At 64.1% G+C, this 17,805-nt stretch carries 14 protein-coding genes; 6 read left to right on the top strand and 8 right to left on the bottom strand.

All coding sequences use genetic code 11. From position 1 onward, the window contains the following. Nucleotides 1–98: 98 nt before the first annotated feature. Complete coding sequence (locus OH491_RS20470) at nt 99–2,642, top strand: glycogen/starch/alpha-glucan phosphorylase (RefSeq protein WP_068772704.1); 2,544 nt, start codon at nt 99–101, stop codon at nt 2,640–2,642. A 408-nt stretch (nt 2,643–3,050) separates the two neighbouring features. Here the strand turns inward: OH491_RS20470 and OH491_RS20475 are convergent, their stop codons facing one another. Next, nucleotides 3,051–4,502, bottom strand: coding sequence for a rhamnulokinase (locus tag OH491_RS20475; protein ID WP_068772665.1), 1,452 nt, complete (start codon nt 4,500–4,502; stop codon nt 3,051–3,053). 243 nt (nt 4,503–4,745) lie between these two features. On the opposite strand from OH491_RS20475, the gene asnS reads away from it, so the two are divergent. Together asnS and OH491_RS20485 are read left to right on the top strand one after the other, a co-directional pair. Further along, entirely contained in the window at nt 4,746–6,134 is a 1,389-nt protein-coding gene (gene asnS / locus OH491_RS20480) for an asparagine--tRNA ligase (RefSeq protein ID WP_068772663.1), read from the top strand. 130 nt (nt 6,135–6,264) lie between these two features. Further along, nucleotides 6,265–6,774: a serine acetyltransferase gene (locus tag OH491_RS20485; protein ID WP_334319664.1), complete on the top strand. Its 510-nt coding sequence runs from the start codon at nt 6,265–6,267 to the stop codon at nt 6,772–6,774. A 27-nt stretch (nt 6,775–6,801) separates the two neighbouring features. Here the strand turns inward: OH491_RS20485 and OH491_RS20490 are convergent, their stop codons facing one another. The 6 genes from OH491_RS20490 to lpxA form a co-directional block, all read right to left on the bottom strand. After that, nucleotides 6,802–7,911: a sensor histidine kinase gene (locus tag OH491_RS20490; RefSeq protein WP_334319663.1), complete on the bottom strand. Its 1,110-nt coding sequence runs from the start codon at nt 7,909–7,911 to the stop codon at nt 6,802–6,804. A gap of 216 nt (nt 7,912–8,127) precedes the next feature. Beyond that, complete coding sequence (locus OH491_RS20495; RefSeq protein ID WP_068772661.1) at nt 8,128–9,255, bottom strand: N-acetylmuramoyl-L-alanine amidase family protein; 1,128 nt, start codon at nt 9,253–9,255, stop codon at nt 8,128–8,130. A 13-nt stretch (nt 9,256–9,268) separates the two neighbouring features. Further along, the gene (gene infC, locus OH491_RS20500; RefSeq protein WP_068772660.1) at nt 9,269–9,955 is read right to left on the bottom strand and encodes a translation initiation factor IF-3; all 687 of its coding nucleotides are present in this window, start codon (nt 9,953–9,955) and stop codon (nt 9,269–9,271) included. A 195-nt stretch (nt 9,956–10,150) separates the two neighbouring features. Next, nucleotides 10,151–10,555, bottom strand: coding sequence for a HesB/IscA family protein (locus OH491_RS20505; RefSeq protein WP_068772659.1), 405 nt, complete (start codon nt 10,553–10,555; stop codon nt 10,151–10,153). 47 nt (nt 10,556–10,602) lie between these two features. Then, complete coding sequence (gene pdxA / locus OH491_RS20510; RefSeq protein WP_068772658.1) at nt 10,603–11,553, bottom strand: 4-hydroxythreonine-4-phosphate dehydrogenase PdxA; 951 nt, start codon at nt 11,551–11,553, stop codon at nt 10,603–10,605. 96 nt (nt 11,554–11,649) lie between these two features. Further along, nucleotides 11,650–12,612 carry an acyl-ACP--UDP-N-acetylglucosamine O-acyltransferase gene (gene lpxA, locus OH491_RS20515; RefSeq protein ID WP_342751097.1) on the bottom strand — a complete coding sequence of 321 codons (963 nt, stop codon included), beginning with the start codon at nt 12,610–12,612 and terminating at the stop codon, nt 11,650–11,652. Between lpxA and OH491_RS20520 the strand changes: the two genes are divergently transcribed. Both OH491_RS20520 and OH491_RS20525 read left to right on the top strand, forming a co-directional pair. After that, nucleotides 12,553–13,401 carry an ABC transporter ATP-binding protein gene (locus OH491_RS20520; RefSeq protein ID WP_068772702.1) on the top strand — a complete coding sequence of 283 codons (849 nt, stop codon included), beginning with the start codon at nt 12,553–12,555 and terminating at the stop codon, nt 13,399–13,401. The two genes, lpxA and OH491_RS20520, sit on opposite strands and share 60 nt — an antisense overlap. 73 nt (nt 13,402–13,474) lie before the next feature. Further along, nucleotides 13,475–14,173 carry a glycosyltransferase family 2 protein gene (locus OH491_RS20525; protein ID WP_068772656.1) on the top strand — a complete coding sequence of 233 codons (699 nt, stop codon included), beginning with the start codon at nt 13,475–13,477 and terminating at the stop codon, nt 14,171–14,173. A gap of 266 nt (nt 14,174–14,439) precedes the next feature. On the opposite strand, the gene OH491_RS20530 is transcribed toward OH491_RS20525, so the two are convergent. Then, nucleotides 14,440–16,590: a glycoside hydrolase family 88/105 protein gene (locus OH491_RS20530; protein WP_334319662.1), complete on the bottom strand. Its 2,151-nt coding sequence runs from the start codon at nt 16,588–16,590 to the stop codon at nt 14,440–14,442. A gap of 340 nt (nt 16,591–16,930) precedes the next feature. Between OH491_RS20530 and OH491_RS20535 the strand changes: the two genes are divergently transcribed. Continuing rightward, complete coding sequence (locus tag OH491_RS20535) at nt 16,931–17,623, top strand: esterase/lipase family protein (RefSeq protein WP_068772654.1); 693 nt, start codon at nt 16,931–16,933, stop codon at nt 17,621–17,623. Nucleotides 17,624–17,805: the final 182 nt, after the last annotated feature.

Genomic DNA, 17,805 nt, shown 5'->3' on the forward strand with positions numbered 1-17,805 from the left:
TATTATCACGCAAAATTTAAGCGTGACCATTGTTCTTACTCTGGCACGTTTTCTGTTCAATTCTAGGGATTGTTCCGTCCCATATCTTGCATCAAATCATGGCCTCCTCATCCAAATCCAAGTCCAAGAAAGCCACTGCAGAAAAAACCGCCGCCGCCAGCACCGCCGCCGCCCGCCAAGGCACCGATTCCCCCTTTGATGTCACCGACAGCGCGCAACTCAAGGAAGGCATTCTCCGCCACCTCACCTACACCCTGGCCCGCGATCTCAAGACCGCCCAGCTCAGCGACTGGTGGATCGCCACGTCGCTTGCCGTTCGCGAGCATATTCTCGCCCGGCTGATCGACACCCAGGGCACTCATAACGACAACAACGTCCGCCGCCTCTATTATCTCTCGCTCGAATACCTCATGGGCCGGCTCACCGAGAGCAACCTCTACAACACCGGCCTCAACGCCGCCGCCCGCGACGCCCTCGCCGGGCTCGGCATCGACTACCACAAGCTCCTCGACCAGGAAACCGACATGGGCCTCGGCAACGGCGGCCTCGGGCGCCTCGCCGCCTGCTTCCTCGACTCGCTCGCCACGCTCGACTATCCGGCCATCGGCTACGGCATTCATTACGAGTTCGGCCTCTTCCGCCAGGAATTCGTCAACGGCTACCAGGTGGAATACCCCGACTCGTGGATGATCAACGGCACGCCCTGGGAAGTCGCCCGGCCCGAAAACCGTATCACCATCCCCATCTACGGGCGCGTCGAAAACGTGTTCGACGACCGCGGCAACTGCCGCCCGCGGTGGGTGGACACCAAGACCATCGTCGGCATCCCCTACGACATTCCCATCGCCGGTTTCGGCACCAAGACCGTCAACCTCCTCCGCCTCTGGTCCTCGCGCGCAGCCTCCGAGTTCGACCTTCAGGCCTTCAACGCCGGCGGCTATGTCGAGGCCGTGCGCGAGAAAGCCGTCATGGAAACCATCTCGAAGGTCCTTTACCCGAACGACAAGACCGAGAACGGCAAGGAACTCCGCCTCATCCAGCAATACTTCTTCGTCGCCTGCTCGCTGCGCGACCTCATCCGCCGCCACTTCCGCAGCCCGGAAAACAGCTGGGACAACTTTCCCGCCAAGGTCGCCATCCAGCTCAACGACACCCATCCCGCCGTCGCCGTCCCCGAGCTCATGCGCGTCCTCCTCGACGACGAAAACACGCCTTGGGACCGCGCTTGGGACATCGTCACGAAAGTCTTCGGCTACACCAACCACACCCTTCTCCCCGAGGCGCTCGAAAAGTGGAGCGTCGCCCTGTTCGAACGCATCCTCCCGCGCCACCTCCAGATCATCTACGACATCAACACCCGCCTCATGCAGACCATCGAGGCGCGCTGGCCCGGCGACGTGGAAAAGAAACGCGCCTGCTCCATCATCGACGAGCAAGGCGTGAAATCCGTCCGCATGGCCGGCCTCTCCGTCGTCGCCTCGCACGCCGTCAATGGCGTCGCCGCGCTCCACACCGATCTCCTTAAAAAACACCTTTTCCCCGAATACGACGCGCTTTTCCCCGGACGCTTCCAGAACAAGACCAACGGCATCACGCCCCGCCGCTGGCTCCTCGATTGCAACCCGCGCCTCTCCGCCCTCATCACCGCCACCCTCGGCCACGAAAAATGGGCGCGCGACCTGGACCTGCTGCGCGGCCTCGAAAAACACGCCGGCGACGCCGCCTTCCAGAAGGAGTTCATGGCCATCAAGCACGCCAACAAGGTGGATCTCGCCGGGCTCATCAAGACCGAGTGCGGCGTCGAAGTCTCGCCCGACGCGCTCTTCGACGTGCAAATCAAGCGCCTCCACGAATACAAGCGCCAGCACCTGAACCTCCTCCATATCCTCGCGCTCTACCGCCGCCTGTTGCAGAATCCCTCGCTCGACATCGTCCCGCGCGTGTTTGTCTTCGGCGCGAAGGCCGCCCCCGGCTACGACCTCGCGAAAAACATCATCCGCGCCATCAACATCATCGGCAGCCACATCAACCACGACCCGCGCATCGGCGGAAAGCTCAAGGTCGTTTTCCTCCCCAACTACCGCGTCTCGCTCGCCGAGTGCATCATCCCCGCCGCCGATCTCTCCGAGCAAATCTCGACCGCCGGCAAGGAAGCCAGCGGCACCGGCAACATGAAGCTCGCCCTCAACGGCGCGCTCACCATCGGCACGCTCGACGGCGCCAACGTCGAAATAAAAGAGGAGGTCGGCGACGAGAACATCTTCATCTTCGGCCTCACCGTCGAGGAAGTGGAGGCGCTCCACGCGAAGGGCTACCGCCCGCGCGAGTATTACGAACGCGATGAGGAACTTCGCGCCATCGTGGACTGGCTCGGCTCGAATTATTTCACGCCGAGCGAGAACGGCGCCTTTGCGCTCACGCAGCGCAGCCTGCTCGACGGCGGCGACCCGTTCCTCGTGCTGGCCGATTTCCGCGCCTACAGCGATTGCCACGCCCGCGTGGATAAAAAATACCGCGACCAGGCCGCCTGGGCGAGAAGCGCGATCCTGAACACCGCGCGCGTCGGCAAGTTTTCCAGCGACCGCACCATCCGCGAATACGCCGCCCAAATCTGGAACCTCCCCGCCGTGAAGGTGGATTGAGCGGGGCCTGTGTCGTGGGCATTGCCGTTCATTAAGCGAAATGCCCTTGTTGCTGGAGAGACGGCCTCCGTGCCGCCCTCCATCGAAAACGGCACCGAACCTCTAATGCCAAGCTGCGCATTCTCGATTTCCGTTCGGGTAAAAAAGGAGGGCGGCCCGCCTACCCCTAAGCGGACCGCCCATTGCTTTCTTTGTTACCCCAAATCTCCCGCTATGCGGGAGAAAATATAAACTGTTACGAAGAGTAAGACGCAGTTATCCTAAAAATGTTTCATTTTTCTTCAGAAAAAATTCCATGGATAATTGTATCATCATTATTCATTGATTGAAAATAAGTTGTGAAATCATGAAATGCGCCCCGGTTTTTCACGAGCCGGCGCCATGAGGTTTTTTTGGGGTGTTCCGGAATCATTTTTTCGGGTTATAGACCTTCTTTTCCAGATGCGCAGTGAGGTGATGGCGGAAGGAGGGGAGATCTTTTACCGCTTTCAATGCGATGAGCTGGTTGGCGATGTTGCCGACTGCGGTGCCTTCGAGATTGAAGGAGACGACGGGGATGCTGGCGGCGTCGGCCGTGGTCTGGCAGAGGAGCGGGCTGCGCGAACCGCCTCCGACAATGAGGATGCGCTTGAATTTGCGGCCGGTCATGCGCTCGAAGGCGCGCATGGCGTCGGCGTGGCCGCGGCCGAGCGAGTCGCAGATGAGGCGCATGTAGCCCACCACGTTTTTCGGGGGCGCACCTTTTTTGCGGCGGATTTGCGCATCGATGACGGCCTTCATCGAAGGCGGGTTGGCGAGGGCGGGATCGGCGGTGTTGATGAGATGTTTGGAGGGCGGGAGTTTGGCCGCGTCGGCGATGAGCTTGTCCCATGCGGCGGGGTTTTTCGGGCGGGCGTTGGGGCCGAGGTCGAGCATGGTGCGCTCGAGCAGCCACATGCCGATGACATTGGTGAGCGGGCGGTAACGGCCGTCGCCGATGCGCTCGTTGGCGACTCGGGCGGCAAGGGCGTCGGGGCCTAGGACGGGAGTGTCGCTTTCAAAACCCACGAGCGACCAGGTGCCGGAGCTGAGGAAGAGGTCGGTGCCGTCGGGCGAGGCCGGCATGGCGTCGTAGGCGCAGGCGGTGTCGTGACCGGGGACGGCGATGACGCGGGTGCTCTTGAGTTCGGGAATGCCCCGCACGGTGCCGAGTTTCGTGCCGGCGAGGACGGGTTTGCCGAGCCATTGCGCGGGGACGCGAAAGTAATCGAGGGCGGCGCGCGACCAGTCGCAGGAATGCACGTCGAGGAGCTGCGTGGTGCTGGCGATCGTGAGTTCGTTGGCCATGCGGCCGGAGAGCAGGTAGTTGAAATAGTCGGGAAGGAAGAGACAGCGGGTGGCCAGATCGGTGATGGCGGGGCAGGCGGCGATGGTCTCGGCGAGCTGGAGCGAACTGTTGTAGAAGACGTTGGGGATGCCGGTGGCGGCATAGACGCGTTCGAGGGCGGCGCGGGTGCCGCCGAGGGTTTTCAGTCCGGCCTGGGTGCGGTTATCGCGGTAGGCGTGGACGGGGAAGACGAGGCGGCCGGTGTCGTTGACGAGGGCATAGTCAACGCCCCAGGTGTCCACGCCCACGGAGGCGAGCTTGGCGCCGCGCGGGAGGGCGGCGGCGGCTTTGCGGAGGCCGGTCTGGATTTCGTGCCAGAGGGCGCCGATTTCCCAGTAATCGTTGCAGTCGAGAGTGCGAAAGGTGTTGGGGAAGCGGTGGACGGCGGTGAGCTTGAGGCGGTTTTTCGACCACGCGCCGAGAATGACGCGTCCGCTGGTGGCGCCGAGGTCGATGGCTGCGCAGTAAGTGATGGTGGTTTTGGTGGAGGGCATGGCGAGAATTATGAGGTGCGCGTAAATTTGACGAACCCATCACGCGAAATCGACAAAAAATATGCGCGACTTGCGTCATATAATTTTTTGGGAAATCCCAAATTCCGAAAATCCAAATGCCAAAGAATACGCCGCCGGCACTGGTGGTGGCGGATGCGGAGCCGTATCCGCCGAATTTTGGAATTTCGGGATTTGAGATTTTTTTGGGATTTGGGATTTTGGGATTTGAGATTTCCCTCCGCCATGCAACGCACTCTCGTCAAAGACGCCCACGCCTCCGCCGAACCTCGCGACTCCATCCTGCTTCAGGGCTGGGTGCGCACGCGTCGCGACGCGAAGGCGTTTTCCTTCATCGAGCTCAACGACGGCTCCTGCCTGAAGGGCATGCAAATCATCGTGCCCGACACGCTGCCCGGCTACGCCGCGCTCATGCACCGCGCGGCCACCGGGGCGTCGGTCGAGGCGCGCGGGCGGCTCGTCGCCTCGCAGGGCGCGGGGCAAAAATGGGAGGTCGTGGCGGAGCACTTCGCCATCGTCGGCGATGCCGACGCGACTTATCCGCTCCAGAAGAAAGGCCACTCGCTCGAATTCCTCCGCGAGATCGCGCACCTGCGCCCGCGCTCCAATCTTTTCGGCGCGGTCTTCCGCGTGCGCAGCCGGCTGGCCTACGCCGTCCACCGGTTTTTCCAGGAGCGCGGTTTTCATTACGTGCACACGCCCATCATCACGGCGAGCGATTGCGAGGGGGCGGGCGAGATGTTCCGCGTGTCCACGCTCGATGCCGCCAACCCGCCGCGCGACGCGGCGGGCGCGGTCGATTTCGTGCGGGATTTCTTCGGGCGGCAGAGTTTTCTCACCGTGTCCGGCCAGCTCGAGGGCGAGACGTTTGCCTGCGCGTTGTCCAATATCTACACGTTCGGTCCGACCTTCCGGGCCGAGAACTCCAACACCTCGCGGCACGCCGCCGAGTTCTGGATGATCGAGCCGGAGGCGGCGTTTCTCGACCTCTTCGGCAACATGGACTTGGCCGAGGCATTCGTGAAACACCTCGTGCGCGACGCCCGCGAGCATTGCGCGGAGGACCTGGAGTTTTTCTCGAAGTTCGTGGACAAGCAGCTCGCCGCCCGTCTCGATTTCGTGCTCGAGCGGCCTTTCCAGCGTTGCAGCTACACGGAGGCCATTGAGATTCTCGAAAAATCCGGACGCAACTGGGAGCACCCCGTCGCGTGGGGCGACAACCTCCAGTCCGAACACGAACGCTTCCTCGCCGAGGAGCACTTCAAGTGCCCCGTCACGGTTTACAATTATCCGCGCACGCTGAAGCCGTTTTACATGAAGGTAAACGACGACGGCAAAACCGTCCGCGCGATGGATCTGCTCGTGCCCGGCATCGGCGAAATCATCGGCGGCAGCCAGCGCGAGGAGCGGCTCGACGTGCTGCTCGAGGCCATGCGCGCGCACAATCTCAACGAGAAAGATTACTGGTGGTATGCCGACCTCCGCCGTTACGGCACGGTGCCGCACAGCGGCTTCGGCCTCGGCTTCGAGCGCATGCTGATGTTCGTCACCGGCGTCGCCAACATCCGCGATGTCATTCCTTTCGCCCGGACGCCGGGCAGCGCGGAATTTTAAGACGGTGGCGGGAGCGGGAAGGCCCGGCGAGATCGCAATGGGCGGCGTTCTTCGCCCGCGCCGGCAAGGGCGCTCATGATTTTCGCCGGAATCGCGGGTGCGCGGAACAATGCGTGCTATATTTCGCCGCATGACATGGCAGGCGGCACAACACCAGGCAATCGCGGGTGCGGGCGGCGCGTGGTTGTCGCGCAAGATGCGGCGCGGGGGCGCGCTCGTCCGCCGCATGCTCGGGCTGCAACTCGCGCACTGGCGGGAGCTGGCGTATTCATTTCGTTACTACGCAACCGGACGGGTGGCGCGGGCCAACCATATCACGCGCGGCATCCGTTATCTCGGACGGCGGGGCACGGTGCTGCCGCATCCGGTGGGCATCGTGATCGGTGAAAACGTCGCGCTCGGCCGCGACTGCCGCATCTATCAAAACGTGACCATCGGCGCGAAGACCGACGCCGAGGCCCGGGAGGGCATTTATCCGTCGGTCGGCAACCGGGTGACCATCTGCGCCAACGCCGTGTTGATCGGCGGCATCACGGTCGGCGATGAGGCGGTCATCGGCGCCGGCGCGATCGTGACGCGCGACGTGCCCGCCCGTGCCGTGGTGGCGGGCAATCCGGCCCGGGTGCTGCGTTTGCGGTGAGACGCGGGACGGGTTGGCCGCGCGCCCTCAGGCCAGGCCGGGCGGGGTGTCGATGGCGGACATGGGGAGCGAAAGCGGGTTGGGCGGCAGAGCGATGGTGAAGGTCGTGCCCGTCGCGGCTGTTGAGGTGAAGCGGAGCTTCCCGAGCAGGTATTGCTCGGTGAAAAGTTTGGCCATGTAGGTGCCCAGCCCGCGGCCGCGGTCTTTCCGGGTGAAGGAGCGGTTGAAGATTTGCAGGCAGACCTCGGGCGGCATCACGGCGGCGTTGCGTATCCAGAGCAGGAGGTCGCTGGCATCGGCGCTGATGCCGAGCGAGACCTCCTCGCCGGGCCCGGAGGCCTCGATGGCATTGGCGAGCAGACAGTCGAGCACGCGCCGCAACAGCGCGGGATCGGAGAAAAAACGATGGTTGGAGGCCGACGGCTCAAGATGCAGGCGGCATTCCGCCGCCGTGGCGCGCGGGGCGGCGGCGGCCACATACGCCTCCATGAAATCGCGCGCATACAGCGCGGAAAACGAGGGCAGCAACTCGCCTCTTTCCGCCGCGGAGAGATCGCGCTGGATGCCGAGGGCTTCCTGCAGGTCGGAAACCTGCGCGGCCAGCGCGCCGGCGTCTTCGCGCACATAAGGTTCGCTGGCGTTCTCGTGGATGCGGCGGGCGCGCTGCCCGATGGGCCGGGTGAGGCCGGCGAGTTTTTTCAGGAAAACCTGCTCCAGCGCCAGCCGGCGTTTTTCATGGCTGATGTCACTCACGGCCAGCAGGGTGTAGGACGCGCCGGCATGGCTGAACGGCGTGCTTTTCACCCGCAGATCCAGCGCCTCGCGGCAGCCGTGGTTGAGCCTTGTCATGCGGCATTCCTCGGCGGCGGAGCGGCCGGCGAGGCCTTCGAGGATGGCTTTGACCGCGCCGCATTGGGAACAGGCGGGGGCGGTCCCGCAGCCGCCCTCGCATTCGATCGCCCGAATGCAGCCGAGCGCCTCCCCGGGACGTTTTCCGATGGCGGAGGCGAGCCTGCCCCCGGGTATGAGCGGGGCCACGTTTTCGCTCGCAAACACGATCTGGCGCTGGGCGTTGAGCACGAGCATGCAGTCCAGCGAGGCGTTGAGCAGGCGTCCGATGAGCGGATTGGCTTCCATGGATTTGGCCTGCTTTTGGATGAGGGCCGGCTTGGCGCGGTCCGGCGGTGCAAAAAAAGTCCTCAAAGTGGCGGGAACACTGAGTGCTGACATGGCTTCAAAAATTATTAAATATTGGCGGGAGCGACGGCTTCCCTGGCCACAACGCTAGATGAGCCATAAGCTGATGAAAGCCTTGATCATCAGGCTGGCATAAAAATAATGTGAACCCTTGTCTTACTTTTTCGCATTGGCCAGGGTCGTCGCATACTCGCTGATGCCGTCGGCGATGGATTGGGCGAGTTTCTGGCGGAAGTCGGGCGTGGCGATGAGTTTCGCCTCGGCATCGTTGGAAAGGAAGCCGCCCTCGATCAACAGGGAGGGGCAGGGCGCGAGGCGGAGCACGGCGAACTTATGGTGTTTCATGCCGCGGTCCACGAGTTTCAGGTCGCCCAGCAGGGAGCGCTGCATGAGACAGGCGGCGAGCGTGTTCCAGTAGGCGAAGGGATCGGCGGGGTTTTTCTCGCGATCCTCGGCAGTGACATCGCCGCGCGTGACCGGCGCCTGCCCGCGCGGCGTGAAGCGGTAAACCTCCAGCCCGCGCACGCGCTGGGCGCCTTGCGCGACGGAGTTGAAATGGATGCTGACAAACAGATCCGCCTTTGCGGTGGTCGCGACCACCGCGCGCGCGGGGAGGTCGACCTTTACGTCGGCGGTGCGCGTCATCACGATTTTGTAGCCGCGCGCCTCGAGGATTTTTTTCAGGCGGAGCGCGGTATCGAGCGTGAAGGTTTTTTCGTTGAGCTTGAGTTTGTCGTTTATCTTGCCGTGGTCGGGGCCGCCGTGCCCGGGATCGATGACGATGGTCTTGAGCGAGGGGATCGCGGCGCGCCCGCGCCCGGCGTCGATGATGGGCGAGAGCAAGGTGTCGGCGTCGGTCCGGCTGACGAGGAGCGCGCCCTTGTGCCCGCGCACGGCATCGCCGGTGAACACGCGCATGCCGTTGACGGAGAGTTCGCGCGAGTCGTGCTTGAGCACGATGCGGAGATGGTCGTTCTGGAGGGCGAGTTCCTCGAGCGGCGCGAGCCAGACGGCCTTCATGCCGGAAGCGCGGCCAAACGCGATGACATCGATGTAATCGATGCCGGCGATCTTTATCGGGGCGACGGCGGACGCCGGGCTCGCGGCAGACTTGGTGCGCGGGGCGGACGCGGATGATTTTGCCGCGGCGAGCGGCAGCGTCGCGACGGGGCGCGTGGGCGCGGCGCGCGCCTGCGTTTGCGCCTCCACGCCGCCCTGGGCAAGGGCCAAGACCGCCGCCAGCGCGGCGGCGCCGATGCGAAGCGTTGACCGGCTGGCGGGCAAGGCGGACTTCTCCTTACTCCTGCTCGTCGCCGTCGTGCTCGTCGTCGTGATCGGGTTGTTCGGGCTCGTGGTCGTCTTCCTCGATCGGTTCGTCGTCCTCGCGGATGAATTTCGGCTTGCGCTTGTTGGCCGGGAGCGGGGTGAGCATGACGTTGATTTGCTTGCCCATGCGCTTCGGCGGCGCGTCGGGCGTGCCCATGCCGGCGAGTTCGGCGAGCGCCTTGTTCATCACGTCGAAGCCGAGCTCGGGGTGGGCGAGTTCGCGGCCGCGGAACTTGAGGCGGAGTTTGACCTTGCTGCCTTGGTTGAGGAATTGTTCGCCGCGTTTGATCTTGGTGAGGAAATCGTTTTCCGCGATGCGCGCGGTGAACTCGATTTCCTTGATGCGGCTGGCGGTGGCTTTCGCGTGGGAACTTTTTTTCTGCTCCTCATACACGTATTTGCCGAAATCCATGATGCGGCAGACCGGCGGCTGCGCTTGGGGGGCGACTTCCACGAGGTCGAGGCCGACCTCGATGGCGAGCGCGAGGGCCTTTTCAGTTTGCATGATGCCGAGTTGCTTGCCCTCGGGGCTGATCACGCGGATTTGGGGAACTCTGATGCGATGGTTACGGCGGATGCTCGCAAACGGATCATTGTTGCGGCGCTGGTATTGGCCGGGGCGGCGACCGCCACCGGAGGAGGGAAACGAATTAGCCATTCAGTATAGTTTGTGTTGCCTGTTCTGGGTCGAAGTTGTTTCTCACGGGGAAGCGGGGTGGAGACAACCTTATTTGCATCATCTTGCGCCTTTTCGCGTTTGGTCAAGCCCTCGTCCGTCCGGAGCGCAAGTATGCGCCGCGCAAGATAAAGCCGCCATCCGTCCAAAAAACCAAGGCACACCCGGCATGTCGGCTCATACGCTGAAGCTGTCGCCGCAGGAGCAACTGGATTTGGCGTTGGGGTTGGTGAACTTGAAGCCGCCGCCGATCATTTTGTTGGAGTAGTCGATCACGGTGCCTCTCAGGTAGAGGGCGGTCTTCACATCGACCAGCACGCTTGCGCCGGCCGTGCGCACGAGGATGTCGCCTTTGCGCGGCTCCGGCGTGAAGCGGAGCTTGTAGCTCAGGCCGTTGCAGCCGCCGCCGCTGATGGCGACACGCAGGTATCCGCCCTGGCGGTCGCGGGCGACGAGCGCGGCGACCTTGGCCCCGGCGGCCTCGGTGAGGCGCACGAGGTTTTCGTTGCCTTCGCGCACGCCGTCGGGAAGCGCGGCGGTCTCGGCGGAGGCTGGCGGGAAAGTCGTTTCAGGAGAAGGCATGAGCGGTCAATCGCGTGGCAATATCAGAGCAAAAGCCGCGCCGCGCACTATCGCACGGTGCGGGCGTTTATCAAGCGGCGGGCGACGTTGACGGCGTTGGCGAAACTGCGCGGGCTGGCGGCGCCGCGGCCCGCGATGCCGAACGCCGTACCGTGGTCGGGGCTGGTGCGCACGTGCGGCAGGCCGAGGGTGACGTTGACCGCTTCGTCGAAGTCGATGGTTTTCAGCGGCGCGAGGCCCTGGTCGTGGTAGAGCGCGACGACCGCGTCGAACTCGCCGCGCAGGGCGCGTCCGAAGATCGTGTCGCCGGGTTCGCAGCGTGACAGGCCGGGATGCGCGGCGCGCAGCGCGTCGAGCGCGGGGTCGATGACATCGCGCTCCTCGGTGCCGAGCATGCCGCCTTCGCCGGCGTGCGGGTTGAGGCCGCACACGCCGATGCGCGGCTCGCCGGCCACGCCGTCGGCGCGCGCGAGTTGCGCGGCGGCGGCCACCGTGCGCGCCAGCAGCGCGGGCGTGAGGCGCGCGGCCACGTCGCGCAGCGGGATGTGCCAGGTGGCGAGGGCGACGCGGAGGCGTCCGCCGCAAAACGCCATCACCGGCTCGCCGCCCCAGCGCGCCGCGAAAAATTCCGTCTGCCCGGGGAATGCGTAGCCGGCCTTTTGCAGCCACGCCTTGCTCACGGGCGCGGTGACCACGCCGCAAAACTCGCCGCGCGCGACGCCCGCCGCCGCGCGCTCGAGCGCCGCCTGCGCGATGCGCGCGCCCGCGACGGAAGGCTGGCCGGGCGCGGCGACAAACCCGCCCGCGGGCCCCGCGTCGCCGTCGATGGCGATCAGTTGCGCGTCGCGGGCTGGGAGCGTGCGAAGCCAGCTCGCGTGGCCGATCACCGCGATGTCGCGCGCCTCGGCCGGGTGATGCGCGAGCCAGGCGGCTATGATCTCCGGGCCGACGCCGGCCGGATCGCCGCAGGTGAACGCGAGTTTCTGGGGAGCCGTCATGGGAGCAATGAGTGATCAGGGAGTTTGAGTTGGGGGAGCGGAGGTTCGAACTTAAACTTTCACCTTCAACTTGAACTGGCCGCGCAGCGGCCCGCCCTATTCCTCCGCACCCGCGAGGTTTTCGTTGCGTTTCAGGCGGGCGAAACTGCGTTTGCCGCCTTCGAAGAATTGCAGGAAGCGGTGCGCCTCGGCGGTTTTGTATTCGCCCGAGGCGAGGGCGGACGCGGCGACCTCGCGGATGTTGCCCGGCGTGAAATACACCGCGTGAAAGGCCTCCTTCAATTCCCGGATGGCCTCGCGCGGGTGCCCGCGTCGCTTCAGGCCGACGACATTCAGGCCGATGACCTCGTCGCGCTCGGCCACCAAGGTGTAGGGCGCGAGGTCGCGCGTGATGCTGGAGTTGCCGCTGACCATCACGCCCTCGCCGATGCGGGTGAACTGGTGAAAGACCGCCGCGCCGCCGAGGAAGGCGTTGGTGCCCACTTCCACGTGGCCGGCGAGGAGCACGTTGTTGGCGAGGACGATGTTGTCGCCGAGCACGGCGTCGTGGGCCACGTGGGCGGCCGCCATGATGAAGCAGTTTTCGCCTACGACGGTCGCGACGCCGGCGTGGAGGGAGCGGTTGACCGTCACATGTTCGCGGATACGCGTGCCCGCGCCGATCCGCACGAATGACTCGACGGCGGGATCAAACGCGAGCGCCTGCGGATCGCCGCCGATGACGGCATACGGATGCACCGTGACGCGGTCGCCGAGGATGACGTGACGCTTGATGATGGCGCCGGCGTGGATCTCGCAGTCGGCGCCGATTTGCGCGCCGGGTTCGATGATGGCCGTGGGATGTATCATGGGAAAATCGGGAGTCCGCGCATTACGACGGACGACAGGGCGGAATGCAACGTTCTCGTGCGCCGGGGCGCCGCCGGTGGTCTTTTGGCACTGAGGGACGGTCAGGCTTGTCGCTTCGCGCGGAAGGGGTTTTTCTAGTTGTTTTTCCTCATGAAAAAATCCGCCGTCAGTTCCCGGAGCGCCGTCAAAGGGACGGCCCCGATTCTTGATGTTTCCGCGCTCACCGTCGAGCGCGGCAAGACCATCATCCTGCGCGACATCGCGTGGCGCGTGGAGCGCGGGCAGCACTGGGTCATCCTCGGGCCCAACGGCTGCGGCAAGACTTCGCTGCTGCGCGCGCTTACCGGCTACATGCCGCCGACCGGCGGCGCGATTTCCGTGCTGGGGCGGCGCTACGGCGATTGCGACTGGCGCGATTTGCGGCTGAGCATCGGGCTGGTCACGTCGGCGTTGCAGATTTCCATCCCGCCCGCCGAGACCGCGGTCGAGACCGTGATGAGCGGCAAGTTCGCGCAGCTCGATTTGTGGGCCCGGACCACGCGGGCGGACCGCGCGGCCGCGCTCGCGCACCTGCGCCTGCTCGGTGCCGGGCATCTCGCGGAACGCGAGTGGATTTTCCTGTCCCAGGGCGAGCGCCAGCGCGTGCTCATCGCCCGCGCCTTGATGGCGAAACCGCGCATCCTCATCCTCGACGAGCCGTGCTCGGGGCTCGATCCCGTGGCGCGCGACTATTTCCTGGGGTTTGTCGAGAAACTCGCACGGCGCCGCGCCAGCCCGTCGCTTGTGCTCGTGACGCATCACGTCGAGGAAATCACGCCGGCCTTCACGCACGCGCTGCTGTTGCGCGAGGGCAGGGTGGTGGCGGACGGCCCGCTGGCGAAGGCGCTGACGGCGCGGACGCTCTCGACCGCGTTCGGCGCGCCCATGCGCCTCGCGCGCCGCGACGGCGTGTGGCGCATCGCGTTTCCGCGCGCGGCGGGGCGGGGACGGGGTGATTGAACGGTCCGGGCGCGGGGCGCGAGCTTTGGCGTTGCGTCCCCGCCCGTGGAGAAACGACATTGGTCCCGCAGCCATGCCCCTGCTCACGGTCATCATCCCCTGTTACAACGAAGTGCCGACGTTGCGGCGCATCGTGCGGACCGTGCGCGACTGCGGCGTCGAATCGCTCGAAATCATCGTGGTGGACGACGGCTCGACCGACGGCTCCGGCGAGTTGCTGCGCGGCGAACTCGCGCCCTTGGTCGCGAGGGTGATTCATCACGGGAAGAACCAGGGCAAGGGCGCGGCCATCCGTTCCGGCATGGCGCAGGCCACGGGGGAGTTCGTGGTGGTGCAGGATGCCGACCTCGAATACGACCCGCGGGAATACCCGCGCCTGCTCGAGCCGCTGACGGCGGGAAAAGCCGACGCGGTTTTCGGATCGCGCTTCATCAGCGACCGGCCGCATCGCGTGCTTTATTACTGGCACAGTGTCGGCAACCAGTTTCTCACGCGCCTTTCAAACATGTTTACCAACATCAACCTCACCGACATGGAATGTTGTTACAAGATGTTCCGCCGCGAGGTCATCCAAGGCGTGCGGCTGGTGGAGGACCGTTTCGGTTTCGAGCCGGAGATCACCGCCAAGACCGCGCGTTCCGGCTGCCGCATCTATGAGGTCGGGGTGTCGTATTCAGGCCGCACCTACGCCGAGGGAAAGAAAATCGGCTGGCGCGACGGCGTCCGCGCGATTTATGCGATTTTGAAGTATAACATATGGGCCCGGCGCTGACCGGGTTGGGCCGGAGTCCGGTTCTTTCTCTTCACTCTTTATCTTTCGTCAGGAATGCGGGGGAAGAGAAAGGGGTTGCGGAAAAACAACGCGGGCAGGCTCTTTATCTTTCGTCAGGAATGCGGGGGAAGAGAAAGAGGAAAGATAAAGAGTAAAGAGAAAGAATCGGACCGGACGGCACGGAGGCCGTCACCCCGGCGGGGGGCCGGACGGCGTTCGGCCATTCGGCGGACGGGCCGTCCGCGCTCCATGATTCCGCGCGCGCCTCACGCCTTCTGCAAATAATCGCGGAGGCGGACGACCTCGATGCCGGCCAGCAGGACGATGCCGATGCCGTGGGTGTCGTTCAGGTTCCAGAGCAGATCCTTTTTATAATATTCGGATTGGAACGAAAACTCCGAGCCGCGGCAGACGCCGTGGACGTTGCCGAGCTTGTCCACGCCGATTTTGTTGATCGCGGCCCAGCCGCGGAAGACGGCGTCGATATAGGGCTGCGGGTCCTTGTACCAGCCGTATTGCACGCCGCGCGAGAACGCGTAGGTGAACATCGCCGTGCAGGATGTCTCGGGATAGGAGTCGTGCTCGTTGACGACCTGGTGCCACATGCCCTGCCCGTCCTGCTGGTCGAGGATGCCGGCGCTGAACTCGCGGAAGAAATCGAGGAGCGCGGGGCGGAGCTTGTGTTTTTCGGGCAGGACGGCGAGGAGCTCGGAGAGGGAGAAAATGACCCAGCCGTTGCCGCGCCCCCAGGGGACGCCGGTCGCCATGTCGCGGGTGAAATCATAGACGTGCGACATGAGGCGGATGCGCGGGATGTAGAGGCGTTTCTTGAAGCCGACGAATTGCCGCGCGGCGTCGTCGATGTAGCGTTCCTCGCCGGTGAGCTGGTAGTAGCGCACCAGGAAGGGCACGCTCATGTAAAGGTCGTCGGCCCACAGGGTGTCCTCATGGAAGACGTGCATGAGGTGCTTGCGGAAGAAGGTGCCGTCGTCGAGGCGGACTTGTTTGTTGCTGATGTGATCGGCGACGATGTCGGCGATGCGGCGGTGCCCGGAAAGCTCGAACTGTTTCGCGGCTTCGAGCAGGGCGGAGCCGGCGGAGCCGCAGTCGTCGAGCGAATCGAGGGAGGTGAGGAGGTGATGGACGTTGGTGGCGCCGCCGTATTGCCGGCGGTCCCACATGGCGTAGTCATAGGTGTCGCAGCAGAACTGGAAGTGGCGGGCGACATAGCGCCGGGTTTCCTCGGAGTCGATGAGTTTGCCCGCATGGAGCAGGCCGTAGAGGGTGACGCCGAGCGGGTAGTTCCATTTGCCGTAAAGGGCGTTGTCGTTGTAGGGGCGAACCCACGTGTCGGGAAGATCGAGGCGCCAGTAGATGGGCTCGCCGTTTTTGCCGGAGGCGAGTTTGTTGAGGTCGCTGATGGTCGAAAGATCCGGGGGCGCGGTCCGGGCGTCGAGCGGGCCGAGATACGCCCAGCGTTCGTCGGTGCCCGCGATGTTGGCGGGGTGCCGCGGGTCGAGGGATTGTTTCCCGTCGTGGAACGTGAGTTCGTAGCCCCAATCGGAACCGGCGCATTCGGCGTGGACAAAGACGTCGTGAAGTCCGAAGGGCACGCGGACGGCGGCGTTGATCGGGCCGGGCTTGGCGGCGGTGTGGACGACCTCGCCGGCGATGGTGATGCTGAGTTTGGCGCGGGCGCGGCCTTTCAGCCGGTAGGCGGCGCGTCCGGGGCGGGGGAAGAACACGCGCGTCCAACCGATCGCGGCGGTGTTTTTCTCCTTGCCGAAAAGTCGGTGCATCTGGCCGAGCGAACCGGCCTTGGCGTCCCATTTGGTTTCAGGGAGCCACTTCACGCCGGTCTCGGCGGGCGTGGTGCCGATGGTCGGGACGAAGGAGAGGTCGAAGTCGCGCGGCTCGGTGAAAAGCCAGCCTTCCTGCCCGTCGCGCGCGGGGTCGGGCATGAGAAAATAATAAGGGAGCTTGCCGAGCCAGGTGCCGAAAATGCCGCCGAAGCCGCCGAGCGTTTTGCGGAAGCGCAGGACGAGGTGATTCCAGCCGGGGCTGAGCGTGATGACGAGCGGCGTGCGGGTGGAGGCGTAGCGTTCCTGGAAAATATCGGAGCGGAAGATTTGCTCGCCGTTGCGGTGGATGACGGCGGGGCTGTGACAGTTGATGTCGAATTTGATTTCGCCGTCGCCGTCGGACCAGATTTTTGCCCAGGCAAACACATACTGGCCCAGCCTGGCGTCGGGGAAGAACCGGTTGAAATCGGCCTCGTAGCGATAGTCTTTTCCGCGCAGGATTCCGGCGCGGTTGAAGGCGCGGTAGGTGGGTGGATGGGCGGGATTCTGGCCGATATAACGGCGCGCGACGGCTTCGAGTGTCTTCTCGACATTCATGCCCTCGTGGGCATACATGCTTTGGTGATTTTCGAAATAAAAGCCCATGGCGATTAAAGAGATGGGGTTGAAATTGGATGGCGGAATCCTGAAATGAAGTGATGAATATAGATTGTAATCGGTTAATTAAATTCCAATTCGCAGAGCAGGGCTCCGGCGGACATAAGGCGGTCAAATGAAAGCGCACCAGAAGCGTTCAACCAGTCGCTGGACTCAACCGAATCCTATTCTGACGGTAAGATGCACGATAAAGGCGAATAACATGGAAACGAAAGGGCGCTATATAGTATATTTTTGGGAGATATTCCATTAAAAATGAATAACCTGCATATAAAATATTTTATCGTGCTGAAAAGCCATGCCCGGCCCGTCCAAACCTGAATCCGGCTCCGTCGCCGACTGTGTCGTCCTGCTGCATGGCGTCGGCATGAGCGCGGCCATCATGAGCCGGCTCGAGCGGCATCTCATGCATGCCGGTTATCGCGTCGCCAACATCAGCTATCCTTCGCGCACGATGCCCATTGAGCAGATCGCCGGGGAATTTCTCCCGGCGCAACTCCGCGAGCACCGGGCCGCGGACGCGCGCCGCCTGCATTTTGTCACGCATTCGATGGGCGGTCTTGTGCTTCGTCTCTTCCTCGCAGATCCCGCGTTGCGTCCCGCCAATCTCGGCCGGGTCGTCATGCTCGGCCCGCCCAACCACGGGAGCGCCGCCGCCGACACGGCGTGGAAAAACGCCTTCCTGCGCAACCTCGCCGGCGTGAACATCGCCCGTCTCGGCACCGGTCCCGAGGCGGTCACGCGGTGCCTCGGCCCGGCCGATTTCGATGTCGGGGTCATCGCCGGCGACGCGAAGATCAATCCCTTTTTCGCCCGGGAACTCGGCGCCCCCAATGACGGCGCGGTCACGCTCGAATCCGCGCGTCTCGAAGGCATGCACGACTTCATCGTCATGGGGCATTCGCACACCGTGATGCTCTGGCGCGGCGCCGTGATCCGCCAGGTGCTCGCCTACCTGCGCGACGGCAGATTCGAGCACGGCCCGCAGTAAGGCCCGCCCGGCCTGTCATGCCCGCGGCGTATTGCCGGCGGCCCCATCGCACGCCTCTGCCACCCCGCCAAAATTGGCGTGGTCATTCCTGACGATATTTGATTTTCCGGTCGCGATTTCAGCCTGTGCGGATTGTTTCATACGCACGCCTGCGTTTGCCGGAGGCCGCACCACAAAACCAA

Source organism: Termitidicoccus mucosus, from assembly GCF_038725785.1.
In the GTDB taxonomy this organism is placed as follows: domain Bacteria; phylum Verrucomicrobiota; class Verrucomicrobiia; order Opitutales; family Opitutaceae; genus Termitidicoccus; species Termitidicoccus mucosus.